The organism is Hyphobacterium sp. CCMP332 (assembly GCA_014323545.1).
Lineage (GTDB): Bacteria > Bacteroidota > Bacteroidia > Cytophagales > CCMP332 > CCMP332.
The window spans coordinates 2,347,469-2,373,528 of sequence record CP058647.1 but is presented as its reverse complement, the minus strand read 5'-3'; the positions used below and the strand labels follow the sequence as shown (position 1 = coordinate 2,373,528).

Here is a 26,060-nt window from a genome sequence, read left to right as displayed (position 1 = left end):
TCAATTATTGCCCAATGGCCAAGCTAAAAAATATAATTAAACAGCTTTCAGAACAAGACTATAAAACTATATACGACTCACTTATTGAAAGTAACGCAGAAAAGTCAGGTTATTTATTAAAATTTCTCAGGGAAAGTCAAAGTTCCGACGCCAAAATAATGGAGGAACTGGATGTCAATACCAATGCCTATTATACACTCAGGTCTAGGTTGAATCAAAAAATAGAAGAATATCTGCTCCAGCAGATGGAAAGCCCCAGAACGGATATTCTGAAAAAAGTAGCCAATATCAATGAAATCATTTTCACTAAGAAGAAAGCCATTTCAATTGCAACGCTTAAAAAACTAGAGAAGTCACTCCTGGATTATGATTTATCGAATGAACTCACAATTGTTTATAAGACCTTAAAAAAGCTTCATATTCATTCTGAAGAGCACTTTAATTACAAGCAGCTTTACAATAAGCACGTGGCCTATATGCTTGCCATGGATAAAGCTGAGGATTTGCTCACTGAATATTTTAAAAAATACGGTTCCTATTCTTTGTCGGGAGAAGAAAGTGAGAAAATGGAATTGTCATTGATGAAAAAAGAAATGGACAATGTGATGAATCTCTATGAGTCGCATAGGCTGTTCATATATCAAAGTTGCATGACTATTTTTCATCGATTGTTTGTAGAACCGGAATCATTTGAGACTGATGTTGATGAGGAACCGATTGAAGATATTATTGACAGGGTAGAAAAAATATTTGAATCTTATTATCTCGATTCAATTTACTATCACCTCAAAAAAGTATTTGAATTCCTCAAACTCGAATACTACAATCATTACAAAGTCTATCGCAAAGCGGAAAAATTCTTTGAAGACATCAATGATAATTGTCCTAATCTCATCAGCAATTATGGTTTGTATACCTACCCTGCTCAGTTTCTTTTGACTAAACTCGAAAGAAACTTAAGGATGGGTATTGAAAATGAGTTATACGAAGAGAATATTACGCTATTTGAAGATTTCGAATATGATAAAAACGATATATCTACACATGTAACTTACATCATATATAGAGCGCTTAGTTGCTATTATGTTCAGAAGTACGATGAAGCTGCGCAGTGGATAAACAATCTTTTAAATGAAGTATCGCTCAAGAAATATCCCCTGGCATTGCTTGAAGTAAAAATAATTTTAGCTCTTCAATATTGCCTGATGAATGATTATGACCTCTTTACTCAGCTTGTCAATAGCATACAAAGACAAATGAGGATTATAGGCAAAGATCAGTGTCATCACATCCTCATTTTTACAAAAATTTTTAAAACTTCAATCAACGATAATAAGAAGCAGAAACAGGCCAAGATTGCTTCGCTAATAAAAAAGATTGGTGCAGTTCAAGGACCGGCATTTTGCCCTTCAAGATTTATAAAGTTGGATGAAAATTTTATAGAAAGGTTATCTTAAATCAAATTTCCAATTTCTCAATATTTTCCTGCGTCAGAGGCTTGTTGATATATTTTTTGACGTAGGAATATTTTTTTGCTTTGCTCATATCCTGTGGATTAATTGAAGAGGTGAGCATTACAATTTTAATTTTACCCTTGGTTTCGTTGGATAGTTTTTCGAATTCGTCCAGAAATTGAAACCCATCCATCAAAGGCATATCAATATCCAAAAAAATGAGTTCAGGGAAAAAATCATTGACCGAATCCGACATTTTTTCAAGATTTTTTAAAAATTCAATGGCGCTTTTGGCTCCGGTATGCGTGTAGATGTTTTCACAAATATTTGCAGCTTCAATCATCTTTTGATTAATGAGATTATCAATTTCATTATCATCGATTAGCATTACCGCTTTTATTTTATTTTTAGCCATTGCTTTTTATTCTATAATCAGACTCCTAATTAAACAATAATTCCAATCTGTAAAACTTCAAATTTACACTAAATATTACAGGTCAAATTTAATTCCCTGTGCGAGAGGCAAATCAGCTCCATAATTTATTGTGTTGGTCTGCCTTCTCATATAAGCTTTCCAGGCATCAGAACCGGACTCTCTTCCCCCGCCGGTTTCTTTTTCGCCGCCAAAGGCGCCACCAATTTCCGCACCCGAAGTGCCAATGTTCACATTGGCAATGCCACAATCGGAGCCCATGTGAGATAAAAACAATTCTGCTTCTCTTAGATTTTGAGTCATAATTGCAGAGGATAATCCCTGTACAACACCGTTTTGAATGGATATGGCCTCATTAATTGTCTTGTAGGGAATAATATAAAGTATTGGTGCAAAAGTCTCATTTTGGACTATTTCCCATTCATTTTTGACAATGGCGATGGCGGGCCTTACGTAACAACCCGAATCATAGCCTTCGCCCGAAAGTACTTCTCCTTCTACAAGAAATTCTCCTCCCTGTTTACGTATTTCATCCAATGCATTCTGATATATTTTAACCGCATCTTGATCAATCAAAGGCCCTACATGATTATTTTCATCCAAAGGCGAACCTATTTTTAACTGAGCATAGGCATTTTTGAGTTTCGCGCTTATTTCTTCAAGAATGGTTTCATGAACGATCAAACGTCTAGTGCTGGTGCATCTTTGACCACAAGTCCCCACGGCTCCAAATACTGCTCCGACTATGGTCATTTTCAAATCAGCATCCGGACTTACAATAATTGCATTGTTACCACCGAGTTCGAGCAATGACCTTCCGAGTCTTTCCGCAACTGCTTTCCCTACGATTTTACCCATTCTTATGCTTCCGGTTGCGGAAACCAAAGGCATTCGTTTATCGGAGGTCATAAACTCACCTACGGTATAATCTCCTATCAAAATGTTCGAAAGCCCTTCAGGAAGATCGTTGCTTTTAAATACTTCAGAAACAATATTCTGACAGGCAATGGCGCATAATGGAACCTTTTCTGAAGGTTTCCAGATGCAAACATCCCCGCATACCCATGCCAGCATGGAGTTCCAGGCCCATACAGCTACCGGAAAATTAAATGCAGAAATTATCCCCACAACTCCTAAAGGATGGTATTGCTCATACATTCTATGAGCAGAGCGTTCGGAATGCATGGTTAATCCGTAAAGTTGTCTTGAAAGCCCTACCGCAAAATCGCAGATATCAATCATTTCCTGAACTTCACCATAACCTTCCTGGAGTGACTTTCCCATTTCATAAGAAACGAGTTTTCCCAAAGGCTCCTTGTTTTTTCTTAATGCCTCTCCAATTTGTCGTACAATTTCGCCTCTTTTTGGAGCAGGCACCAAGCGCCAGCTTTCAAATGCCCTTAGGGCTACTTCCATAACCTTGTCATAATCCTCCCCGGAAGCCATAGATGTAGAAGCAATGTGCTTGCCATCAACCGGTGAGTGTGAATCCAGTTTTTGGGCCTTTCCATTCCAGGAATTGATTCCTGTGGAAACACCATAATTTTCTGATTTAATCCCTAATTGTTCAAGTGCTGTTTTAATATCGGAAGACATATAATTTTATTTGGAGTTAGGACCCGCAAATTTAACACCTCCACAACAGCATGCAAGTAAAAGTAGATTTACCTTCTCACCTGAAAGCGCTTTTGTCTTCCACTGGGATATTGGCCCTCAATTATCAGACGCGAAGTGCTGGATTCGAGAACGGAGTTAAGATCTTCGGGTGTCGAAATTTCTTCTCCATTTATCTCAGTAATAATAAAACTTTCCTCCATATTGGTTTGATCCAGGATTAATCCCTCAAAGAGCCTCAGAACTTTCACACCATAATCAAGATTATATGCCAGTCGTTCTCCTGCATCTAATTTTTGAATAGAAATACCCAAATCGTCAATGTTTATTATTTCATTGTTTTCTCGGCGTACCAGGGCTGTATTACCGGCAGTATTTTTCAATTTCACCGCCACAGAAAAATTTGTATTGTTTCTTGAATAATCTACAGCGATTTCATCTCCGGGCCGGAATTTAGCCACCTGCTCCTGAAGTTCTGCCGGAGAATTTACCGCTGCCCCTTCTATGGCAATAATGATATCGCCTTTTTGCAATCCGGCATCCAAGGCAGCACTGTTAGCGCTGACCTCTTCAATATAGACACCTTTGATTTTATCAATCCCTTTGGTTTCGGCAAGACCGGCATCCACATCTCGAATAATTACACCGAGCAGGGCTCTTTGAACTTCGCCGTATTCAAGTAAATCCTCGGTTACTTTTTGGACCAATGAAACCGGCACTGCAAAAGAATAACCGGCAAAGGAACCCGTTCGCGTTGCAATAGCGGTATTGACCCCAATTAATTCACCTTTTAAATTAACCAGTGCACCACCACTGTTACCAGGATTTACCGCCGCATCAGTTTGAATAAAAGATTCTATGGCCAGGTTATTTCTTAAAATATTGATGTTTCTTCCTTTGGCACTTACAATACCAGCCGTCACCGTTGAGGTAAGGTCAAATGGATTTCCCACTGCAAGCACCCATTCGCCTATCCTGACATTATCGGAATTGCCATATTCTACAAATGGCAGATTTTCGCTTTGGATTTTAATCAGGGCCAGATCGGTTGTTGGGTCTGTTCCAATAATTTTTCCGGGAAATTCGCGCTTGTCATCCAGAATTACTTCGATTTCATCGGAAGATTCAACCACATGATAATTTGTAACTATAAATCCATCAGAAGATATAATTACCCCGGAACCCGAACCCGTCGGAGGTCGGTATCCTTCTTCACCTTCTCTGCCCATCCAGCGATCAAATAAATTACCAAGGCGATTATTTCTTCTGTAAAGATCTTCCTGATATGTTCTGATGTGCACTACGGTAGGCGTAACGCGTTCTGCAGCAAAAATGAAATCAAGGCCTTCGGGAATATTTATGCTTTTGGGAGCAACCGTATCGTAATTGTAAGTCGGCGCTGAGTTTTCCCTTATTATTTGAACCGAAGATTGGCCGGGTAAGTCTTGTCTGAGCAATTCATAGGCAATCCAACCGCCAATAACAGAAGAAGAAAGAAAAGCCAGAAAAATCAATAAAAAACGAGAAAAATTCATTTATAAAATATTTCGAGTATCAATTAGCAACGCGTAAAAAATAATTCTTGTACAAAAGAACAATAATTTTTTCTGATAGGTTTTGCAATTTTATAAAGGGCATTATATTTGCAGTCCTTTTCCAGAGAAGCCCTAAAGGAAGTTCAGGAAAAGTCCTTCAAAGAAGAAGACTTTGAAGTTGAATAAACACTGTAATTGAACATTTAATTGATAATTACTAATTGTAATTTTTCAATTAAAAAATTCCCCCTTAGCTCTCGCCTTCGTTGAAACTTCGGCGAGCGAGACAAATGGTGGAAATTTAAGCATATTCCCCCTTAGCTCAGCTGGTTAGAGCGGTTGACTGTTAATCAATAGGTCCTTGGTTCGAGTCCAAGAGGGGGAGCCTAGAAGCAGAGCAGAGCACGCTTCCGGGCTTGGCCCAATCAATGGTTGAGGCAGAGTCCGAAAAAAGATAAAGGATACTTCGCTATGAGGTATCCTTTTTTTGTTTGCTTATACTTTAGCATTTACCGATTGAATTTTATCAAAAAGTCTGGCGTCCAGTAGTGTGGCTTTTGAAGCGAAGCGTAAAAAGGCTCTACTACTGGCCCTCGATTTATAAATACATATTTTCAATGTGTGAATTCAAATCATATCGCTTTTTCTTTTTATAGATTTATTTCATGGAAAATGGTATGATTCTTCCATATTGTGTTTATGTACTAAAAAGCCAGAAAGACTTAGAAAACTACACTGGCTATTCAACTCGCATCCTAAAGAGAATCAAAGAGCACAATAATGGAAAAAGTAAAAGTACTGCTGACAGAACTCCATTTGAATTGATTTACTGTGAGTTTCACAGATCTATGAAAGATGCTAAACGAAGAGAAAAATATCTCAAGTCAAATCAGGGAAGAAGAATGCTAAAATTTATACTGAGAAATTTTCTTGACAATTCATAGAATCAAGAAACCCGAGGTAATTGCTTTGGGTTTTTTTTTGACCACGATTGGGTGAGATGCCATGCCTACCGGCAGGCAGATTTATCCCGATGGCGCGAAGCGAGAATCTGGAATCCCTAGAGGGCGTAGCAAAAAAGACTCGCCATTCTAATGGCCTTTGTCATTTACTTACAATCATAATCGTATTGAAGGTCCAATTGACTTGTAATAGTTCCAGATAATTCTTCAATAAAATTGGCTGAAATCGGAAAATCATCATTATTGTACGTATATGAATATGTACCTTCCTCTCCACTGAAATCAACTTCAGTCAAAACGTTATTGGTCGAATACGCAGTAGCAGGGTCAAAATCCAATAATAGATAGAAAATAATGTCGGGAAGTCCCAATGTTTTTAACGGATTATTCTTATTGTCATAAGTATATACCTCAGTTTCATTCCCATTCTCAGTATCCGAAATCAGGTTACCATTTGAATCATACTCATATTCGCGTTCTTCATTTTCATATTCTATCAGCTCGATTTGCTTTAACGAATTATAAGTAATTGTGTACTCTGTCTGATCATCATCTATAGCTGTTGTAATTAGGTCATTTGTATATGTAAAATTAAAAGATGCATCATATTCGGAATTTGCCGAAGTTATTTTGCCAGAGGCATCATAATTAAAGGTAATTTCAAATATAGCAGAGTCTTCAAGCATTACTTTATTCACTTTTCCTCCATTATCAGCTAAAAATTGATAACTAATTGTATCACCTGGGGCAATATCTCTAAACTCTGTAAGTATGACTTGACAATTTTTAGATTTGTCCACGATTCCAAATTTGGAGAAATGATTGATACTAGCGGAAACAATATTATTATCCATGTCAACATTAGAATTTAAAATACTCCAATCATTTCCATTGACAACTGCCAAACTGAGATCTGATTCATCAACATTCCCCAAATCTGATTCCATATACTCAAGACTTAATGTGACACTGGAATTGAACTCTAATCCATCAGGTCCAAAATCATATACAAGTCCTATATTGCCTGAAGGATGATTTGTAGTAATATTCAGGGTAATTTCTGTTGGATCTGATAAAGCGCCTGCAGGTATTGTCAATATTGCAGAATTATCAGTGGAAGAAACAACACCACCTTCTGATCCAATTAAATTCTGCGGAGGTGTAATGTCGGTGCTTTTAGAATTATCTTCTCCACAACCGAAAATAAATAAAAACAATATAAATAATGAAACAATACTTTTGACTTTCATAATAACGTAAATAAATAATTATATGCATCCAATTTAATAATAATCCGTTGTGGAGCAAATGGGTAAAGTGTGTGTTTGCACAAAAAAGTTACAAAAATCCGAGCAGATGTCATGGGTTTTTTAATTTTTACTTACTTATTTTATTTCAAAAATGATGCCTATAACCCACATTAATGGCAAAACCATTGGAATAAATCGGTTCGCCGGGAACTTTGTCAGCAATGGCACCGGTGCCTACCGACCCTAATTCAATATAATAATTGTCATTCGTAGAAAAGTGAAACTCAAAACCAAATAATCCATAGCCCCCAACTTCAATGTCCTCAGAAGAAAAAGCACTTGAAGGCAATATAAGTATCAATCCTCCCTCTCCATACAATCTAAAATTATCATTGATCCTTCCTGCTACACTAGCCAAACCAAGAGAGTGATTGGAATAGGTCGTCCAGGTGAATTTGGAATTATTATCAATATGTTCATACCACATCATATTGCTTCGCACTCTGATGGCTAAATAATCCCCGGCGAAATAAGGGCTTGCAATGTTTAAACCAATGCCGAAATCTTTCTGATAATTGGCAATTTGTAATCCGGCTGAAAAAGAATTGGCCGGCCCTAATTCCTGAGCGTATCCTGATATAGATACTATCAAGAAGACAACAAAGTAGAATATGCGTTTCATAATTTCAATTTTTGAGCAAAAGCATAACACTGATTGATTTAAATTTAATGAATTAAGAACTTAGTATGGACTAAAAAATAAATTCCTGAAACAAATATTTTGTAATAACAGAGCCCAGTTTTTCTTTAAAGATATAGGACCCTTATAAGGCAAGTGTGAATTTCTCTAATCTATTTTGATTACATATCAGATGATGTCTGAATTCTGATTTTCACCTGTTTTAAATAAATATGTTATTGTCTGCCTTCAGATTCGGCAATTAATTAACAAGATTGGTTTATTTATTTTTATTAGCGATTATGAGGGGAACTGTAGCATGAATTTGACTATTTTCGATTTTTAGAAAATAATACCCTGAAGGAACATTAAATTCCATCGACACAATACCCGAATTAACCAATTTGCTTTGATTAATTATTAACTGCCCGTTTATTTTTATCAAAGAAACATCCACGAGCTCATTGAATTCTTTATCTCCTATATCAATTGTAATTATTCCATTTGTTGGATTAGGATATACATTTACTAATTTCTCTGTTTTAAACAGCGTCTGTGATACAATATTGCTGTAGACCCATTTGCCCGAATTTGTTAGGGCTTTTACTCTATAATAGAAAATGGATCCACCCGGAGGATCATCCTTGTAATGTAAATTTAAATTTGTGTTGTCAAAATTTTCTGATATAACCTGAAAGTCTCCTGATTCAACGGACCTTTCGATAAATAAGCGGTCAATTTCATCAAAACCAAGTATCGTCCAATTCAAATTGACAAATTCTCCATTGTTGGAAGCAAAAAGCTCAATCGCTACAATTGGTAATGCCAGGGGATCAGATATGATACTAAAAGGAGAAAAAGAGATAATGGAGCTCGCATTTGCTACATAGGGGTCTCCTCCCCCACTTGCATCCTGAGTGTTTAAATTTTGCCATGTTGAACCATTATGTCGACTGAAGAAAACATTTGTATTGTTAAAACCACCAGCTTCATCCACCCCATTCCACTGCAATTCAAGCGTTGCATCTGATCCGCCAATCACATCTTCTTCAACAAACCATGTTCTATTGACAACACCGGTAAGAATTTGTGTTCCTGAGAAGCAGGTCCCTTCTTCATATACATTTTCACAAACATGTATGCAATAATTATCCAATGTTCCGGAAGCTGCATTTGTCAAGCTAGCAGGTGTATAGCTACTATTATTAATTCCAATTGGATACAATACTGAGCTTGTAACTCCACCATTACCAAGACCTTCCTGCTTGAGACAATTGCTAAAAGGTGTTACAATAAAACTACTTGAATTTGCTCCTGTAATAGTGGCTCCGGCTGCTATTGTTAATGTATCATCTGTCAGGTAAATATGACCGCTTCCAAAATCAAGATTAGTGGTAATGCTTGTAGGTGCATCGATATTAACACCGCTGGAATTGTTTATTTCCATATTTGTAATAATGGTCCTACCCAAACCCTGAATACTCTGATTGCTTGTTCCTGTAAAATTAATTGTTCCGTCAGCGGTGAAATCACTCCCGGAATTATTGGTAACATCTCCTGTAATATTGAGAGTGAAACCTGTATTTTCAAAGTTGAGTTTGGAATTGTTTTCCAGTAAAAGTCCGCCTATGGTATCGCCATCACTTGCAACATCAAAAAACGGATTATTGCCACCGATATTATCAGTAGAATCAGGAATTCGAACTGTTTCATCAGCAAAAGGTAAACGACAAATTCCCCAGTTGTTTTGATTGCTCCAGTTATTATTTGTTCCGGCATCAGCATTTGTCCAGAGCACAAAAGACTCTTCATCCTCAACTTCAAAGAAATTGGAAGCATTAGCTAAATCTCCATAATCATAAACCGGATCTGACTGATTATTGAATTCTGTACTTGCCCATATAATGTCTCTGGCAGCATTCGCAATTCGAAGTTCATCCATTTCGGCATTGATAAGATTTCCATTGTTTCTACTTCCAATAAGCAAGTCATCCCCTGCTTCCGAATCTATATTGCCGGCAAATCCGGCAGAAGTGAAATTACCAAAATCAGCACCGTCAATGAATGCATCTAGTGAAGTGCCGTCATAGCTCATCACAAGATAATGCCATTCGCCATCATCGATGTCGCTTGAAACACCTCCACCAACCTGCTCTTCTCTTATAAAATCACCGTCAATATCCGTGGCTCTCATTTGCATGCCATTGCCATCCAGACCAAACCAGTATTTACAATCAGGGTTTGCCGTGCCATCTGAAAGCTCAATCATTGAGCGGTCTGCGGGGTTGGCATTATTACTATTGACCCACCCGGATATCGTAAATTCATCACCGATATTTTCAAGTGCTGCCGGTGGATTATTTAAGGTCCCAACTATTACACGATCATTTCCGGCACCGCTAAAATCCATACCATCTCCCAACTGCCCGGTTATTGTAGTCATGTTGCCTTGTGCAAATCCAACTGCCTGTGTATTTGTAGCATCTTCAACAGTATCATTCACTGCGATGTTTGATACATCATCATCGAGGTGCCAAACTGCTAAAAAGCCATTGCTCCATGTATTGGTATTTTTCGGATTGGTTGTGCTGGTGCCATCATCTGCTGCAGTCGAGGAAGCTGATTCGGTCACATTACAATTGCCATAATTCATAAAAATCTTAGTGTCGCTCAATGATGAAACTGATGGAATCTTTACCCAAACCCTAATGCTGCCATCGGTGGCATCATTTTGGAAGTATTCAATTTCATGGTCTATGAGTACCTGCGCAGACCCAACAACCCTTGAAAAAACAATATCCAAAGGCAGGCCGTCAGAATTATAGGTTCTAATATTATCTGTATTTAGATCCGGATCATTTCGCATATCCAAATAAATGGGGAAATTCCCCAGTGTATCTGTTCCTGAAACTTGATCTGCCTTAATCTGAATACATTTTCTGAATGAATAACCCGGTAGAATAGGTGCCGTGGCACTGACAAATGCTACCGTTGAATAGTCCGTACAGGTTCCGTTGGTAACTTCTGCCCTATAATATGTGCTTTCATTTAAGGGCCCTATCTGCAATTGATTCCCTGTTTCTCCCCCAATATCCGTAAACGTGATATTATCGGTTGAATTTTGCCATTGAATACTTGCGCCATTGGTAAAATTACTAAGGATAATACTGGTATTCTCACCGATAAAGATTGCCGGATCTGTTGCAGTTGCAAGTCCTCCATTTACCGGTGATGGGCAACCCTGCTCTCCACCTGAAGTCAAAAAGGTAGTGGGATTACACTGATTAGTGTATTCGGTTTCAAGCCATGGCTGAGTCCTTGCTGAGTCTGCCACACGGAGTTCATCCACAGTACCATCAAAAAATCTGTTTGTAGCATCATCGCGACCACCAATGAAAAATTCGTCAATTGCATCTGTGAAAATATTACCGCTTCTATTGTCCTGATCTTCTACCTGAGCATTGAGATAAACAAAAAAGCTATTTGCCGGTGCCAAATCTCCATCATAGGTCATGGATATATAAGCCCAATCTGTAGTTCCTATTCCAGTGGTTCCATTCAATCTTAATCCATTATTAACTGTTTCCGGTGTTCCAAGTCGCGCTTGAACAACATTCCCGTTTCGCCCAAGAAAATAACTGATATCTACATCCTGGTTATTATTTGACTTTTCAATTATAGAATATTCATTCCCGTCTGTTGCGCTGAGATTAACCCATGCACTTAGTGTTATTTTGTCTCCTGTTATTCTTAATTCTGATGGCACATTGTTGTCTGTTCCGACAACAAAAAACTCTCCGACGCTTCCATCATATCCATCCATGTCAATACCGTTGCCAATTTTACCTGCAACTAAATCATTGGACTCCATATTTAATGGCCTTGCATCGTTATCAGAGGCGGTGGCATCGTCAATATTAAATACATTTGGATCCTCATCCATATGCCATACGCCAAGAAAGCCATTGCTCCAGGTATTAACAGTACTTGGATCGGTAGTGACGCTTGCATTGCCATAATACATATATATTTCCTGATCGGTTGTGGCGTTCAGTGAGGGTATTTTCACCCAAACCACTAGCCTTCCGGTAACCGGATCATATAATTCTGTTTCATGATCAAGCACAGTCGATCCATCGGAATCCGTGAATAAAATGTCAAAGGCATTATCACTTCTTAAATTACCTCCATTGGCAAGGGTACGCAAACAGGTATCAGTAATCGAAATAAGTATGGGGAAGTCTGTATGGGGGTCAATATCACCATTATCGCCAAAAACAAGTGTGTTGTCAGTTGTAAATTTTCTTCTGTTGGTATAATCACCCAAAGCGGGATCGTAGGGTGCAACTACGGAAACAAGTACAGTATTACTTACTCCTGTAATATCACAATCACTCAAATTTGTTACGCTCACTCGGAAATAGGTGTCTTGCGTGAGCATGCTGGTAATAAAAGTATCTGTAGTTGAACCGGATGATCCCATTACACCATCTGCACTGTTGGTAAATGCAACACCGTCAGTGGATTGCTGCCATTGGATGGCATTTGAACCATCAAGTACTCCGGGAGCAGCCGAAAAAGTTAGAGTATCCTGCTGGCCGGAAGTAATGAATGAAGTAAAGGCAGAAGCATTGAGTACTGCCGGTGGAGTACAATTTCCCTCTTCCGCACCTATTGCAGAGATAAAAGAAGCAGGACTATTTTCAATGTTGTATTGTGTAGCCAGCCAATCTGCACTAAGTGCAATATTGGATACCCTTGCTTCCTGTAATTGACCGTCAAAAGCTCTTCCTCCACCGGGAATGTTTCCAATTGTAGCATTATCTGTTTCATCCACATCTGTTACAGTAAGATTATTTCCGCCTGCTGTAGCGCCGGTGGCAACCTGAGTGCCATTCAGATATACTCTTATTACATCATCGCTTGCATCCCAGCTGTATGCGGCTAAATACCAGGTTCCGGTATTGTAAGCAATTGGATTATCATCATCATCTACCTGCGTATTATTATCTGTATCAACCCTTGTTCTCGATCCTATAACGCCTCCGGTCTGACGAAGCAACCATGTTTCATCATCCACACCGGTACCCCAGCATTTTCCGAAAATTCTGTCATCACCTGTTCCATCGGGATTAATCCATACCTGTACGGTAAAAGCAGTCCATGAATCATCATTGGTAGGCAGGAGTCGAATTCTATCATTATTACCCTCAATAAAATTTTGAGATTGGCCAAAAACACCCGCTGCCTGATCAGGTGTATTTGCATTATTTCCTGCACCCACCAAACCTCCCCCGGTACCATGTCTTGCATTGGGACTTGAATCCAGAAATTCGTTATCGCTTCCATTTCCGCTTTCATCCAAATGCAATACAGCCTGGAAATCATTGTTCCATGTTGTATTTACAGAAGGATCAGAGACAATTGTCGCGTTTCCATAATAAACGTAAATGGTTTTGTTCGTAGCTCCGGTGAGATCTGTTCGGACATATGCAAGAATATTTCCTGTGCTATTATCATAATCCAGAATTTCATGATCCAGTTGAGTTGTCCCATCAGATTCTGTAAAGGCTATGTCAAACCCATTTGCCATCGCATTATCGCGAATTGAAGTATCCGTTAGATCAATTAGAACAGGGAAATCAGATAGAACACCTACGCCGGAAATTAGACTTCCATCCAGAGTTAATTCTTTTCGAAATGAATAGCCACTTAAGAATTGGGCAAAGATTATACCAACACTTGAGATGACAAATACAAAAGTTAAAATTATCCTTCTCAAAGTAAATGACTCAACAAAAAAAATGCTTTTGCTTTTGGGTTTTTGACTAATAATCAATACGAAATTAACAAGAAAATGTTCATTTCAATACTTACTTACCAAATCAATTGAATCTTCAAAAACTCAGGGCTTTCATTGATACCAATTTTAACCTTGCATTTTGTTAAATGCAGAAAAACTTTTGATAGCAATTAATACATTTCGGAATAGGAAATTATATTGCAGTGCAAAATTAAATTGCTGATATTCAGGTATGAAATACGGCTACCTACTCTTATTTTTTTATTTGCCTCTAATTGGTTGCGAGAGCAAAACATCACATAATGAAAATCTAGTGGATCAAAAAAGTGAATCACAAATTCATTCAGCTTACGACCCCACCTGTGAATGGTGTGGCGCCAATGAAGCACCCTTGGATATTGACTGGAAAACAACAATTGCAGGTCCGGATGAAGAAGGCGAAAGGATGATTATTTCCGGAACTGTTTTCATGAAGGACGGCAAAACGCCCGCCAAAGATGTTATTGTATACGTTTATCACACCAATAACGAAGGGGTTTATCCCAAAAGAGGCGATGAAAAAGGCAATGGAAAAAGACATGGTTATCTACGCGCCTGGATGAAAACAAATGCCGATGGGCAATATCAATTTGAAAGCATTCGACCTGCTGCATATCAAAGCCATGGTGGTGAACCTGCCCACATTCATTATGTAATTAAAGCCCCCGGTCAGGAAGAATATTGGCTGGATGCCCTGATCTTTTCAGATGATCCAAGATCCACAGGTGTTCATTTAAACTCCGATAGAAATGGCGGATTTTCACATATTACTGATATGAAAAGAGATGAAAATGGTGTTTGGATTGGAAATAGAGATATACTAATCCAGGATTTTTAAGATGTAATAAAATCTAAAATCCTTTAGTAAATTAGCCAAACAATTTCTAATCTAAATGGCTAATATTAGCAAGAACCCAACTCTAATTCTTACTCCCCATGCAGATGATGAAGTATTGGGATCTTACGCTTTTCTAAACGATTATGCCACTGTCATTTATTTTGGAATTGAGGATAGAGAAACTATAAGTAGAGATACACGATTACGCGAAGTTGAAGCCGTATCAAAATTTTGTAGATTCTCTTATCAAATACTTGATAACCCAGTTAATGGCTACGAATCCAGCAAACTGATTTCTGTAATTGAAAACCTGATCAATACTATTGAGCCTAAAAGAATTCTAATTCCAGAAAAAAGTTATAATCAGGATCATCGAGCAGTTCATGATGCGGCTATAACAGCTTTAAGACCACATGATATAAATCATTTTGTACCGGAAGTATTGCTTTATGAACAAATTCATTCATTTATCTGGCCGGAGGTTGGAAAGTTTGTACCAAATTATTTCAAGTCTATAAATATTGACGATAAAATTAAAGCCTATCAATTACATGCTTCTCAGGTCAGAGAGCACCGTTCAATAGAAAAAATCAAGAATATGGCAGCTATTCGGGGTGCTATGTGCAATGCCAAATACGCCGAAGGCTTTTTAATCAAAAGGTTAGTAGAAGAAATAAAATAGTCTAAAGTTTTTTATATATTTTCCAGATGAATATCCTTATCACCGGTGGACTGGGTTTCATGGGTTTTCATCTTTCAAAATACCTCTTTGAGAATTTCCCTGACTCCAGAATTCAAATTGTCGATAATCTAAGTTCGACTAAAACTGATTATCATCTTCTCGATCATTCCATAGAAATAGAGATAACCGATCTTAAATCGTTCAATCCAGATCGTTCTTATGATAGAATTTATCATTTGGCCAGTCCGGTGGGATCTTTAGGAATTATTTCTAAAACAGGCCGCATTGCATTGGATATCCTTGAGTTGGCCGAAAAAGTGCTAAAGCTGGCCTTAAATGATAATGGTAGATTGCTCTACATTTCTTCTTCAGAAATTTATGGTCAGGATGGATCACATTCGGAACTGGATAATCAAATGGTACCCGTCCAGCACGGCCCAAGAATGGAATACGCTTTAGGTAAACTTACGGCTGAGCATATGTTTATCAATCATTGTAAAAAAGAAAAGATAGACCTGCGAATCGTTCGCCCTTTTAATGTAATGGGCCAATACCAAAGTGCAGATTTAGGTTTTGTTATTCCACGGTTTTTTGAAGCTGCCTTGCAAGGCAATGAACTCACAGTATACGGCGATGGTCGGCAAAAAAGATCATTTTGTCACGTGTCTGATATTGTATCCGCTGTGTCCCTTATTATGGAAAATGGTGAGGCATTCGAAATTTATAATGTCGGCAATGATAATAATGTAACGGACATCAACGCTTTGGCAATTCAAATAATCGAACTAACAGGGTCAAATTCCGAAATCAGAAAGGTAGATCCAAAGGAATTGCATGGAGAAACCTATCTTGAGGCATTCGAAAAAATACCGGATATCAGCAAAATCCGATCTCTCAATTGGACGCCCAAAGTAGATCTTCGATCTGCCCTGGTTCAATATTTACATAGTTTAAAAGGTCCTCAATCAATTGACATGAATTATGTCTGATCATAAAAATCAAAAGACAAAACATCTCAATTTTGCTGGGATAAACATCAGGTATATTGAAAGAGATGGAATGCTCAAGAAGATTTATGCCGCTTTGGAGAGAAATGAATCTTTATTAATATCTTATTTAAATCCTCATGTTTTCAACTTAAGTAATAAACATTCCGAGATAAGGGAAAACCTTGAAAATTGTGATTTTGTGTGCATTGACGGCATAGGGATATCGATATCTGCAAGATTAATATATGGTAAGAAATTACCTCGTGTGGTTGCAAATAATTTATTTGATGAATTCCTAAAGTCAAACAACAAAGTTTTTAATGCCCTTATCATCGGTAATACAAGGCAAGAAGCAAAAGAGGCAGCAAAAAATATTCAAAAATTAAACGCCCAAGTAAGAATTAAAAATGCATGGGATGGTTTTAGAAGCGATGAGAATTATTCGGCTCTTTTCAAAGGTCTGGATACAAGTCCGGAAATGATTCTTCTAGGATGTGGCAATCCTAGAAGTGATCAAATAATGAAAATTTGTCGAGAAATATATCCTGCCAGCATCATATGGCATATAGGGGGAGGTACCCTAAGAGTATATGCCAAAACAAAATATGCTACGCCAAAATACTTATCTCGCTTAGGATTGGAATGGATGCATCGTTTCATATTTGAGTCAAATACGCGGAAAAGATATACGATTGGAGTCCTGGAATTCATTTATTTTCTGTTAGCATCCTTTTTTCACTCGCGCAAATTCAATTTGAATGAACGCAAAATAATAATCAATGAAGGTCTTACTGATTAATCCTGCATTTAGTAAAATCATTGATGATAATCTGGAACGCTATTTCCTTGGAGCAGGAATGCGCTTTCCATGGTCTCTACTTAAAAAGAAGAATGAAAGACCGAGGTATGCCATGTTTCCATTTTTTATGGCTTATTCAGCGGCACTATTAGAAAAAGAAGGATTCGACGCCAGAGTAATTGATGCGGTCCCTCTAAACTTAAGTGAAAACGAATTGATGGAAAAAATAGAAGAATTCTCCCCTGATGTTCTTGTTTTCGAACCAAATTCGGCAATGATTGATAAAACGCTAATACTTGCCAAAAGAATAAAAAGCCAAATTGATTCGACAATTGTCTTCACAGGTTCCCATTCCACTCATTTTGCAAAAGAAATATTAATAAAGAATGAGTATGTTGATATTATAGTCAATGGTGAATATGAAATGAAACTGAAAAATCTCTGTGAAACATTAAAAAAAGGTGAGGATGTTTCATTTGTAAAAGGTATTTGGTATAGAGATAATTTCGAAATCCAGTTTAGCGGAGAAGGAGAAGCAATAAATCTTTCAAATCTTCCATATCCCGCCCGTCACTTAATGCCAGCCTGGTTCGACAATGACATGTCACTTTATAATGATGGATTCTGTCAAAATAAACCATCTTTTCATGTCCACAGCAGTCGGGGTTGCCCATACCGTTGTAATTTTTGTGATCGCATTCAGGTGCTTTTTAACAATGGCGCACAAAGATTCAGGGAAGTTTCAGATGTCGTTGATGAGATGGAATTCCTAATAAATGAATATGGCGCAAAGGAAATTTATTTCGACGATGACAATTTTACCTCGGATTACAGACATGTACATGCACTTTGCGAAGAGATTAACCGACGCGGTCTAAAGATTGCCTGGTCTGCCATGTCGGATGTGATGGCTTTAAAAGAAGATACTCTGAATAAAATGGCTGAGGCTGGATGTATTGGAATTAAGTTTGGATTAGATAGTGCTGATGCCAGAGTATTAAAAGAAACCAATAAACCGCTAAAACTGGAAAACCTCGAGAAAATAGTAAACAGAGCCCGAAAACTCGGTATAAAAACGCATATGAGCGTTGTTCTTGGATTGAAAGGTGAAACCAGGTTAAGCCTTCAAAAAACCTTTGATTATTCATGTAAAGTCGATATTGACTCTATCCAGTTTAGTCTTGCCACACCTATTCCTGGAACAAGCTTTTACATGGAACTTGAACAAAAGGGAGACCTTCAATTCAGCTCCTGGGAAGAATTTGATGGTGCCAATAGTACGGTTATTAGATATGATGATTTTGATAAAGAATATATTGAATCATTTATGTCAAAGTCTCATTCTACCTGGTTAAGAAGAAAATTTTTCAATCCCCTCTGGCTATTTAGACAGTTTAGATTTTTAAAAAGAACCTCAGAAAGCCAGGGAATCAAGGGACTTATAAATAGAGCTAAAAGAGCCTTTGGTTTATTAACCGGAGATTGGATTAAAATCCAGAAAAAGGATTTGAAAGGATATTTACGATACTAAGCTGAAAGACTATCAAAATATCTTAATAACAGGTAGTTCTGGTTTTGTTGGCAAAGCCCTTGCTCAAAAGTTTTGCACCGAAGGTTTTGAGGTCCTGGGGTTTTCTAGAAGCAATCCCCATATTCCCGGAATAAAAAATATTTCAGGTGACATACTCGATAAAATCGCCCTGGCAAATGCGGCTAAAGATGTAGATATCATCATTCATTGTGCTGCAATCACTCCTCACTTTGGAAGAGCCAAAGGAATGTCGCAAATCAATATTGAAGGAACACGGAATGTAGTTAAGGCAGCTAATAAAAATAAAATTAAGAGATTGGTTTTCATAAGTTCTGAAGCTGCATATGCTCATCCTTTCAAAGATGTAATTACTGAAAATGACCCAATAGGTGGTATAGATAATTATGGTCGATCCAAAGCCGAGGGAGAAAAAATCATTAATTCTGAGTTGCACGATGAAATTGAATCTGTAATAATAAGACCTGCTCAAATTTATGGCCTGGGGGATCAAAGTCCTTTTACGAATCGTGTAATTTTAATGCTTAAAAAAGACCGAATTATTACTCCTGCTTTTAGAGATTCCGGAATAAGTCTTATTCATATCAAAGATGTTGTAAATGGAATATATACGGCAAGCTTATCTGAAAAAACTTCAAATAAAATCTATAATGTATCCTCTGATGATAAAATATCCCTGGAGCAAATTTCTCTAGAATTAGACCCAATTCGACAGAAGAGAAACAAAATCTTAAAATTGCCCGTGTTTCTTATACGCTTCTTACTTTCATTGAGATGGTTGACTTATTCAATCAGATTCAAAGAAGTACGACCTATATTTAAGTTATACAATAAGAAAGAATTGACAGGTTCCCTGCTTCTTGGGGGGCCATATTTTTCTAATAAGAAGATGAAAGAAGAATTGGGTTTTGAACCTGAAATTACAGTCATTGATGGCTTTAAAGATTTGTTGATCTGAGAAATGGTATCATTGCATCCTCGATTAAAACCCGCATCAAACAAAAATTAAAAGTTAAATTGATTAGAATTTCCTTCTTTCTTATCTAAGCTTCATTGACCAAAAATTTTATTTGTTAAACTGTAATTACTATTCCAGAATCAACTTTTTGACCGCTGAATTGTCATTATTATTAATTTTCAGCAAGTATATTCCTGGCTTGTCAATATCAACATTCAAAGAAATTACTCCTGAGTTTGAGATTTCCTTAAAGTGCCATTTTCTATAATTGTTTCCATTCAAGTCCATTAATTGTATGTCAACATATCCAAAAAACGTCGGATTCAATTGAATGCTAATTGCATTTTTTACCGGATTGGGATAAACTTTTATTTGTTCCTGTTCTTTTTCCTGTTTTGCCAAAGAACTAATAACCGAAATGCCCTGACCTTCAATAATCTTATAATAGGAATTGGGATTGATATTTGTATAAACTTCTTTGAGACCATTGGTCCATTCTACGATGAGGCTATCCACATTTGAAGCATCCAGTAAACCAAAATGTGTCATCAGCATGTTTTGACCACAATAGCTACTTTGAGCAGAAATTTCTCTCAATTGCCAAATAGCATTACCGTTTATATTGGCTTTAACCTTAATTTTCGTTCCAATTGCAGATCGGTTTGATATGGTACCAATACACTCAAATCCAACAAAGGCATTCGTTGTATTTTGACTACTCAGATTAGTAAAAACATAGTTTTTTTCCGAGGCACTATGACAATTTGCCGTGAGTAAATCCAGGTCTCCATCCAAATCATAATCGCCAAATGCATTGCCATAATTCCACATTTGAAGTTTTGCAATGGTATCGCTTGAATTTCTAGTAAAACTTCCATCTCCATTGTTTAAATAAAAATAGGCATTGAGCTTCGGGCCGGAAGAAAAGGCATTCCCTACAAAAAGATCCAGGTCTCCATCCATATCCACATCCGCCCATGATGCGCTAAACGATAAGCCCCCATCATTGCCAACTGTGTCTATTACAATTGAAAATGAATCATTCCCTTCATTTCTATACAATTGATTGTTTGCCCCGTAATTAGAGATGAAAACATCAAAATCTCCATCATTGTCATAGTCAGCCCAACTTGAACTCATAGAATTAAACTGATCATTAATTAAAGGGCCTGTGTTTATGGACGTAAATACTCCATTGGAATCATTGCGATAAAGATTATTCTTTTCGTTATTCTCATTGCTTACAAACAGATCCTGATCGCCATCGTTGTCATAATCTATCCAGTTCACCGAGCGTGAACTGTATTGATCCGTCACAGGAATTCCTATATTTATTTCTGTAAAAGTCCCATCCCAATTGTTGTGGTACAGATAATTATTCAATACATTAAAACTGTTACTGACATACAAATCCAAATAACCATCTCTGTTATAATCGCCAAAAGAACCTGTCTCAGAATAACTGTTTGTATTTACCGGTGCTACACCATTGAGCGCCACATAAGATGTTATACTGTCTCTATAATAAAATAAGTTCTTTTTATTGTACCAGTTAGCGACAAAAGCGGATAAAAACGCATTGTTAAATGCGTCAGCAAAGGTAGCGCCATCCGAAGGTTGATTATCTAAACTGAGTGGTAGCGAGGAATCGAGGCTCCAATTTCCGTTTCCATCGCCAAGATATACTCGATTGTTTTGTCCAAAACTTGGTCCATTTGTAATAAAAATATCAAGATTGCCATCATTGTTAATATCAATCCAGTTTGCACTTCTGCTGTCATTGTTGCTCAATGATAAAGGCCCATTGTTTCTCAATTCAAAAATCTGAGCGTTGGCGGTATTGGAAAGGTTAAATAGTATTAAGAGTACAATTGATCTCATAATTCTTTTTTGACTGAATCTAATCTTGTCTGTACGAAAAATAAAAGGTCGGATACAGAAAGTTCAGTATTTATACACAAATAGGTCAATTGAGACATACGCAATTCATCTTTTATTTGAGTTGTTCATCGCTTCTGAAGGTCATCTGTATTAAAATCATATTTTCTTTATTCAAAACTTTAATATTGAACCATGAAGTTGTGGCATTTCATTTTTTGGTTTTGCTATCTGGTAATTCTGACAATTATTTCTGCCTTGTACGATGGCCTTTGGAAGGGGGCATTCCTAATGAATATTCTAAGGGTTCCTTTAGTTGCCATTTGTACCTACATCATTTTTTATTCCATCCTGAAAAAGGAAAAGCTAGAGATTTATAAAAAAGTCCTCTTTTCCGTGATCTGCATTCTCGCCACAGGCCTATTGATCAGATTGAATTTTTCAATTTTTATTTTTCCCTATTATTTTGATCAGGATTATACTTTTACCTTTTTTAATTGGTATAGGATAGCAAGTCAATACCTCGTGATTGCTACAGGGATTGGTGCTTTTGGTACTTTTCAATATTTATTGGATAAAAGAAATTGGGATCAACGCAAAAAACTCCTTATCTCAGAGAAAAAACAGGCAGAATTAAATTTTTACAAAGCCCAGATTCATCCGCACTTTCTCTTTAATACGCTGAACGGAATTTATAATGAAGTACTAAAAAAATCCGATGATGCCGCCGAAATGCTCTTAAAAGTTTCCGATATTCTGCGCTTTATGCTTTATGAATGTCAAAATCGAGCTATGCCACTGAGCAAGGAAATAGAACTAATAGACAATTATATCTCTCTCGAACAAATGCGTTATGGCAAGCGCTTAAAAATTAAGTTTGACATTAATGGGACGGAAAATACCTTAAAAAATATCTCACCTTTAACGCTTTTCGCCTTTGTAGAAAATAGTTTTAAACATGGGGTCAGCGCGCAAAAAGCAGACAGTTATGTTTTTATAAATTTAAATGCAGGAGATAAACATTTAATTTTCGAAATACGAAACTCCAAATTTGAATATCAAAAAGATGAAACCGGTTATGCCAAAGGCATCGGCCTTGACAATATCAGATCTCAGCTAAATTTGATTTACGAAAACGATTATGAGCTTGTGCAGGAAGACAAAGCCAATGAGTTTACAACTTATTTAAGAATACCCTATTTAAATGGATAAGATTTCATGTATACTGGTTGAAGATGAAGAACCGGCTATTGAAATATTTAGAAATTTCATTGCTGATCACGAAAACATAGAATGCAAAGCACATTTTTATGACGCTTTCAAAGCCCAATCATTTCTGATTGAAAATCAAGTAGATGTAATTTTTCTGGATATACAACTGCCGGGAATTACGGGTATGGAATTTCTGAAAATTGTTAAAAATCGGCCACTTGTGGTTATATGCAGTGCATACGCAGAGCATGCTATAGAAGCCTTTGATTTTGAAGTATTTGATTATTTGCTAAAACCCTATTCAAAAGTGCGTTTCGCCAACACTGTTCAACGTCTATTATTGCAATTAAAGAAAGCTTCTTTTCATCAAAAAGACAGCAACAATTCCTCCATAGAAATAAAAAGTCAGAATAGATATTTTAAGATCTTTCCAGATGAAATCAATTATATCGAAAGCAAAAGAGAGAAGGTCATATTTTACCTGAATGGAAATAGAGAAATAATTTCTCGAATGACAATGGAGGAGGTGCTGAGCATTGTTCCGGTAAAATCATTTATAAGAATCCATCGCTCCTACATTGTTAATTCTACAAAAATACATGCGATTTCAGCAAATGAGGTAAGTCTGGGTAATATTAATATCCCAATAGGAAGATCCTATAATGAATCAGTGAAGCAGTTTTGGCTAAGCAGGGACTGATTTGTTTCGCTATTTCATTTCCCTATTTAATACGCAATGATTAGATTAATGCAGGAATAACACATATATGGAATACTTTAAAAGCCTGGAGCCAATTTGGACCCATGTCATAGCTACGAGTATAATTTTATTTGGAGCCATAATTGTATCCAGAATAGCCCGCTGGCTGATCAACAGGGCAATGCATACGGCTCAGGAAAAATTTCAGGCCGATACTACTAAATATTCATTTTTTAAAAATGCCGTATCCTTCATTATTTGGCTAATGGCACTTGGAATGATTATTTCAAGAATTCCAAGTCTTAAAACATTTGCGGTTACAATTTTCGCCGGTGCCGGTATTTTGGTTGCAGCGGTTGGTTTTGCCGCCCAGGCTTCGTTTTCAAATATCATAAGTGGAATTTTTATTGTCATTTTTAAGCCCTTTCGTGTAGGTGATATGATTCGCGTTTCGGACTATCACGGTATTGTCGAGGACATAACACTTCAGCACACCATCATTTTAAATTTTGAAAACAAAAGAGTAATTATTCCCAATGCCATTATTAGCAATGAATACATCATCAACGACAGTATTCAGGAGGAAACGGTCTGTCGCTGGGTAGAAGTGGGAATAAGCTATGACAGTGACATAGAGCTGGCCACAAAAATTATTCAGGAAGAAGCCATGAAGCATCCAAGTTGTATCGATAACAGAACTGAGGAGCAGATAAAAAAGGGCCGGCATCCGGTCAATGTAAGATTGCTGGAATTTGGAAATTCAAGTCTTAATTTAAGAGCTTATGTATGGACCAATGATCCAATTAATGCAATACAAATGCACTCCGATATCAATATCGCTATTAAAAAAAGATTTGATGCGGAAGGGGTTGAAATACCATTCCCTTATCACACCATTGTCTATAAAAATGATCTACCGCCCAACGCAAAATTGAATGCCGATGACTAATACAGAAAATTTTATGTCAAAAAAGGCCGGATTGCCTCCCGGTACATTAATACATATTGGTAAAAAAACTACCGAAGAACAAAGGATTACCGTATTTGACTATAATCCCGAAGAACTAAGTGAGACCGAATGCAAGAAAATCGAGGATGTTTTTCCCTTCAAGGATAAAAAATCGGTCAGTTGGATCAATATCGACGGTTTACATGAAACTGATAATATTGCAAAATTAGGAGAGCACTTTGGCATTCACCCATTGGTGCTTGAAGATGTTCTAAACACAAGACTGCGTCCTCAGTTGGAAGAACACGATGAGTTTTTGTTCATTTCTTTAAAAATGCTGGGAATATCCGGCGATCAAAAACACATCATAACAGAACAGATTAGTTTTATTTTAGGTGAAAATTGGTTGATTTCCTTTCAGGAGAAGCAAGGCGATATTTTCGATGGTCTTCGACACAGAGCAAAAGACATCAAACGCCCATTGCGGAAAAGAGGAAATGATTATTTATTGTATCGATTATTGGATACCATCGTTGATCATTACTTCTTTATTATTGAACACATCAATGAAAAAATCGAAGTTCTTGACAAAAGAGTATTAATTGACTCAACAAATGAATTCATTTTTGAAGTACAAAAACTTAAAAATAAAATAATCAATTTCCGGAAGGTTGTTACACCCCTTAGAGAAATGCTGACCACATTAAAAAAAGATGAGAATGAATTTTTTGAAGAAAGCACGCTTATTTATCTCAATGATGTTTATGATCATGTCATTCAAATACAGGAAACAGTAGAATCTCAAAAAGAATCGCTTACTTCTCTTCTCGAATTACATACTTCCTTGCTCGGCCATAAAATGAATCAGATCATGAAAGTGCTTACGATCATGGCTTCTATATTTATTCCATTGACTTTTGTTGCAGGAATATATGGGATGAATTTTGAATATATGCCCGAATTGGGCTTTCGCTATGGTTATTTTGTAGTATGGGGTATAATGATTTTAATTTTTGTAGGCATGCTGATTTATTTTCAACGAAAGAAATGGCTATAAAAAGTTCACACTTTATTTGATATGTAATATTTGTATTAATTCTAAATTAATTTAGCTCAGGCACATTAATACCTTTAGTCCATGGGAATTTCTGTTTGAAATTTCTTTCAAACAAACCTGTAAAAACTATTCTTATGGACCAGATCTCAGAATTCTTTTCGAACCTATTTAACACCTCAGACTGGCCACCAAGATGGATTTGTGGTACCTGGAGTGAATTTCACGGATGGCTTTATATCATGAGCGATGTGTCAATATGGCTGGCTTATTTTATTATACCTGTAATCATATTGTGGTTTGTTCAAAAAAGACCGGATATACCCTTTTTATCCTTTTATTGGTTGTTTAGCGCATTTATAATTTTTTGCGGAGCCACCCATATTATGGATGCAATTATATTTTGGTGGCCGGCTTACAGATTGAGTGCACTCATTCGATTTATTACAGCTATAGTCAGTGTATTAACTGTTTTTGCATTGATAAAAGACCTTCCAACTTTTTTATCGCTCAGAAGTCCTGAATCCCTGAATGAAGAAAAAGATCAACGTGAAGATGCGGAAGAGAAAATCTCAGATCTTGAAAATGAACTGTTTATGTTGCGACAGATACTCAGTGAAAAAGAAAAATCAATTTTAAAATTGACAGATCAAATTTCAGGACATAATTCAAACTATTGACTT

Annotated in this window: 20 protein-coding genes and 1 tRNA gene; 14 read left to right on the top strand and 7 right to left on the bottom strand. The window is 36.9% G+C overall.

The genetic code is table 11. The features are described from left to right. Positions 1-14: 14 nt before the first annotated feature. Positions 15-1,457, top strand: coding sequence for a hypothetical protein (locus HZR84_10460; GenBank protein QNL22343.1), 1,443 nt, complete (start codon positions 15-17; stop codon positions 1,455-1,457). Between the two features lies 1 nt (position 1,458). On the opposite strand, the gene HZR84_10455 is transcribed toward HZR84_10460, so the two are convergent. The 3 genes from HZR84_10455 to HZR84_10445 form a co-directional block, all read right to left on the bottom strand. Then, a complete protein-coding gene (locus HZR84_10455; protein ID QNL23241.1) occupies positions 1,459-1,842 on the bottom strand; it encodes a response regulator in 384 nt (127 codons plus the stop codon). Positions 1,843-1,944: 102 nt separating this feature from the next. Next, positions 1,945-3,483 carry an aldehyde dehydrogenase family protein gene (locus HZR84_10450; GenBank protein QNL22342.1) on the bottom strand — a complete coding sequence of 513 codons (1,539 nt, stop codon included), beginning with the start codon at positions 3,481-3,483 and terminating at the stop codon, positions 1,945-1,947. 68 nt (positions 3,484-3,551) lie between these two features. After that, the gene (locus HZR84_10445; protein QNL22341.1) at positions 3,552-5,036 is read right to left on the bottom strand and encodes a trypsin-like peptidase domain-containing protein; all 1,485 of its coding nucleotides are present in this window, start codon (positions 5,034-5,036) and stop codon (positions 3,552-3,554) included. A 311-nt stretch (positions 5,037-5,347) separates the two neighbouring features. Between HZR84_10445 and HZR84_10440 the strand changes: the two genes are divergently transcribed. Continuing rightward, positions 5,348-5,421, top strand: a tRNA-Asn gene (locus HZR84_10440). A gap of 292 nt (positions 5,422-5,713) precedes the next feature. Beyond that, positions 5,714-5,980: a GIY-YIG nuclease family protein gene (locus tag HZR84_10435; GenBank protein ID QNL22340.1), complete on the top strand. Its 267-nt coding sequence runs from the start codon at positions 5,714-5,716 to the stop codon at positions 5,978-5,980. Positions 5,981-6,144: 164 nt separating this feature from the next. Here HZR84_10435 and HZR84_10430 read toward each other — a convergent pair whose 3' ends face one another. From HZR84_10430 to HZR84_10420, 3 genes are all read right to left on the bottom strand, one after another. Further along, complete coding sequence (locus HZR84_10430) at positions 6,145-7,248, bottom strand: hypothetical protein (protein ID QNL22339.1); 1,104 nt, start codon at positions 7,246-7,248, stop codon at positions 6,145-6,147. 145 nt (positions 7,249-7,393) lie between these two features. Beyond that, complete coding sequence (locus HZR84_10425) at positions 7,394-7,930, bottom strand: hypothetical protein (GenBank protein QNL22338.1); 537 nt, start codon at positions 7,928-7,930, stop codon at positions 7,394-7,396. A 277-nt stretch (positions 7,931-8,207) separates the two neighbouring features. Then, on the bottom strand, positions 8,208-13,709 hold the full coding sequence (locus HZR84_10420) for a DUF2341 domain-containing protein (GenBank protein ID QNL22337.1): 5,502 nt from the start codon (positions 13,707-13,709) through the stop codon (positions 8,208-8,210). A gap of 253 nt (positions 13,710-13,962) precedes the next feature. On the opposite strand from HZR84_10420, the gene HZR84_10415 reads away from it, so the two are divergent. The 6 genes from HZR84_10415 to HZR84_10390 are packed head-to-tail and all read left to right on the top strand — an operon-like array spanning position 13,963 to position 19,584. Continuing rightward, on the top strand, positions 13,963-14,607 hold the full coding sequence (locus tag HZR84_10415) for an intradiol ring-cleavage dioxygenase (protein ID QNL22336.1): 645 nt from the start codon (positions 13,963-13,965) through the stop codon (positions 14,605-14,607). A gap of 55 nt (positions 14,608-14,662) precedes the next feature. Then, positions 14,663-15,289, top strand: coding sequence for a PIG-L family deacetylase (locus HZR84_10410; protein QNL22335.1), 627 nt, complete (start codon positions 14,663-14,665; stop codon positions 15,287-15,289). 26 nt (positions 15,290-15,315) lie between these two features. Continuing rightward, positions 15,316-16,278 carry an NAD-dependent epimerase/dehydratase family protein gene (locus HZR84_10405; protein ID QNL22334.1) on the top strand — a complete coding sequence of 321 codons (963 nt, stop codon included), beginning with the start codon at positions 15,316-15,318 and terminating at the stop codon, positions 16,276-16,278. Next, entirely contained in the window at positions 16,271-17,077 is an 807-nt protein-coding gene (locus HZR84_10400; protein QNL22333.1) for a WecB/TagA/CpsF family glycosyltransferase, read from the top strand. The genes HZR84_10405 and HZR84_10400 overlap by 8 nt, the downstream gene beginning before the upstream one ends. Beyond that, positions 17,058-18,608: a radical SAM protein gene (locus HZR84_10395; protein QNL22332.1), complete on the top strand. Its 1,551-nt coding sequence runs from the start codon at positions 17,058-17,060 to the stop codon at positions 18,606-18,608. Before HZR84_10400 ends, HZR84_10395 begins: the two co-directional genes overlap by 20 nt. After that, complete coding sequence (locus HZR84_10390; GenBank protein QNL23240.1) at positions 18,595-19,584, top strand: NAD(P)-dependent oxidoreductase; 990 nt, start codon at positions 18,595-18,597, stop codon at positions 19,582-19,584. The genes HZR84_10395 and HZR84_10390 overlap by 14 nt, the downstream gene beginning before the upstream one ends. A gap of 129 nt (positions 19,585-19,713) precedes the next feature. Here HZR84_10390 and HZR84_10385 read toward each other — a convergent pair whose 3' ends face one another. Next, complete coding sequence (locus tag HZR84_10385) at positions 19,714-21,465, bottom strand: VCBS repeat-containing protein (GenBank protein ID QNL22331.1); 1,752 nt, start codon at positions 21,463-21,465, stop codon at positions 19,714-19,716. 192 nt (positions 21,466-21,657) lie between these two features. Here HZR84_10385 and HZR84_10380 point away from each other — a divergent pair, with 192 nt between their 5' ends. From HZR84_10380 to HZR84_10360, 5 genes are all read left to right on the top strand, one after another. Beyond that, complete coding sequence (locus tag HZR84_10380) at positions 21,658-22,674, top strand: histidine kinase (GenBank protein ID QNL22330.1); 1,017 nt, start codon at positions 21,658-21,660, stop codon at positions 22,672-22,674. Next, entirely contained in the window at positions 22,667-23,374 is a 708-nt protein-coding gene (locus HZR84_10375; protein ID QNL22329.1) for a response regulator transcription factor, read from the top strand. The genes HZR84_10380 and HZR84_10375 overlap by 8 nt, the downstream gene beginning before the upstream one ends. A gap of 67 nt (positions 23,375-23,441) precedes the next feature. Next, positions 23,442-24,323, top strand: a complete 882-nt coding sequence (locus tag HZR84_10370) for a mechanosensitive ion channel family protein (protein QNL22328.1) — start codon at positions 23,442-23,444, stop codon at positions 24,321-24,323. Continuing rightward, positions 24,316-25,380 (top strand): magnesium/cobalt transporter CorA, encoded by a 1,065-nt coding sequence (gene corA, locus HZR84_10365; GenBank protein ID QNL22327.1) that lies wholly within the window; start codon positions 24,316-24,318, stop codon positions 25,378-25,380. The genes HZR84_10370 and corA overlap by 8 nt, the downstream gene beginning before the upstream one ends. Before the next feature lie 134 nt (positions 25,381-25,514). Beyond that, the gene (locus HZR84_10360; GenBank protein ID QNL22326.1) at positions 25,515-26,057 is read left to right on the top strand and encodes a hypothetical protein; all 543 of its coding nucleotides are present in this window, start codon (positions 25,515-25,517) and stop codon (positions 26,055-26,057) included. Positions 26,058-26,060 lie beyond the last annotated feature (3 nt).

Coding starts and splice junctions, on each gene's coding strand:
- HZR84_10460 (QNL22343.1), top strand. CDS start 15: ATGGCCAAGCTAAAAAATATAATTAAACAGCTTTCAGAACAAGACTAT.
- HZR84_10455 (QNL23241.1), bottom strand. CDS start 1,842: ATGCTAATCGATGATAATGAAATTGATAATCTCATTAATCAAAAGATG.
- HZR84_10450 (QNL22342.1), bottom strand. CDS start 3,483: ATGTCTTCCGATATTAAAACAGCACTTGAACAATTAGGGATTAAATCA.
- HZR84_10445 (QNL22341.1), bottom strand. CDS start 5,036: ATGAATTTTTCTCGTTTTTTATTGATTTTTCTGGCTTTTCTTTCTTCT.
- HZR84_10435 (QNL22340.1), top strand. CDS start 5,714: ATGATTCTTCCATATTGTGTTTATGTACTAAAAAGCCAGAAAGACTTA.
- HZR84_10430 (QNL22339.1), bottom strand. CDS start 7,248: ATGAAAGTCAAAAGTATTGTTTCATTATTTATATTGTTTTTATTTATT.
- HZR84_10425 (QNL22338.1), bottom strand. CDS start 7,930: ATGAAACGCATATTCTACTTTGTTGTCTTCTTGATAGTATCTATATCA.
- HZR84_10415 (QNL22336.1), top strand. CDS start 13,963: ATGAAATACGGCTACCTACTCTTATTTTTTTATTTGCCTCTAATTGGT.
- HZR84_10410 (QNL22335.1), top strand. CDS start 14,663: ATGGCTAATATTAGCAAGAACCCAACTCTAATTCTTACTCCCCATGCA.
- HZR84_10405 (QNL22334.1), top strand. CDS start 15,316: ATGAATATCCTTATCACCGGTGGACTGGGTTTCATGGGTTTTCATCTT.
- HZR84_10400 (QNL22333.1), top strand. CDS start 16,271: ATGTCTGATCATAAAAATCAAAAGACAAAACATCTCAATTTTGCTGGG.
- HZR84_10395 (QNL22332.1), top strand. CDS start 17,058: ATGAAGGTCTTACTGATTAATCCTGCATTTAGTAAAATCATTGATGAT.
- HZR84_10385 (QNL22331.1), bottom strand. CDS start 21,465: ATGAGATCAATTGTACTCTTAATACTATTTAACCTTTCCAATACCGCC.
- HZR84_10380 (QNL22330.1), top strand. CDS start 21,658: ATGAAGTTGTGGCATTTCATTTTTTGGTTTTGCTATCTGGTAATTCTG.
- HZR84_10375 (QNL22329.1), top strand. CDS start 22,667: ATGGATAAGATTTCATGTATACTGGTTGAAGATGAAGAACCGGCTATT.
- HZR84_10370 (QNL22328.1), top strand. CDS start 23,442: ATGGAATACTTTAAAAGCCTGGAGCCAATTTGGACCCATGTCATAGCT.
- corA (QNL22327.1), top strand. CDS start 24,316: ATGACTAATACAGAAAATTTTATGTCAAAAAAGGCCGGATTGCCTCCC.
- HZR84_10360 (QNL22326.1), top strand. CDS start 25,515: ATGGACCAGATCTCAGAATTCTTTTCGAACCTATTTAACACCTCAGAC.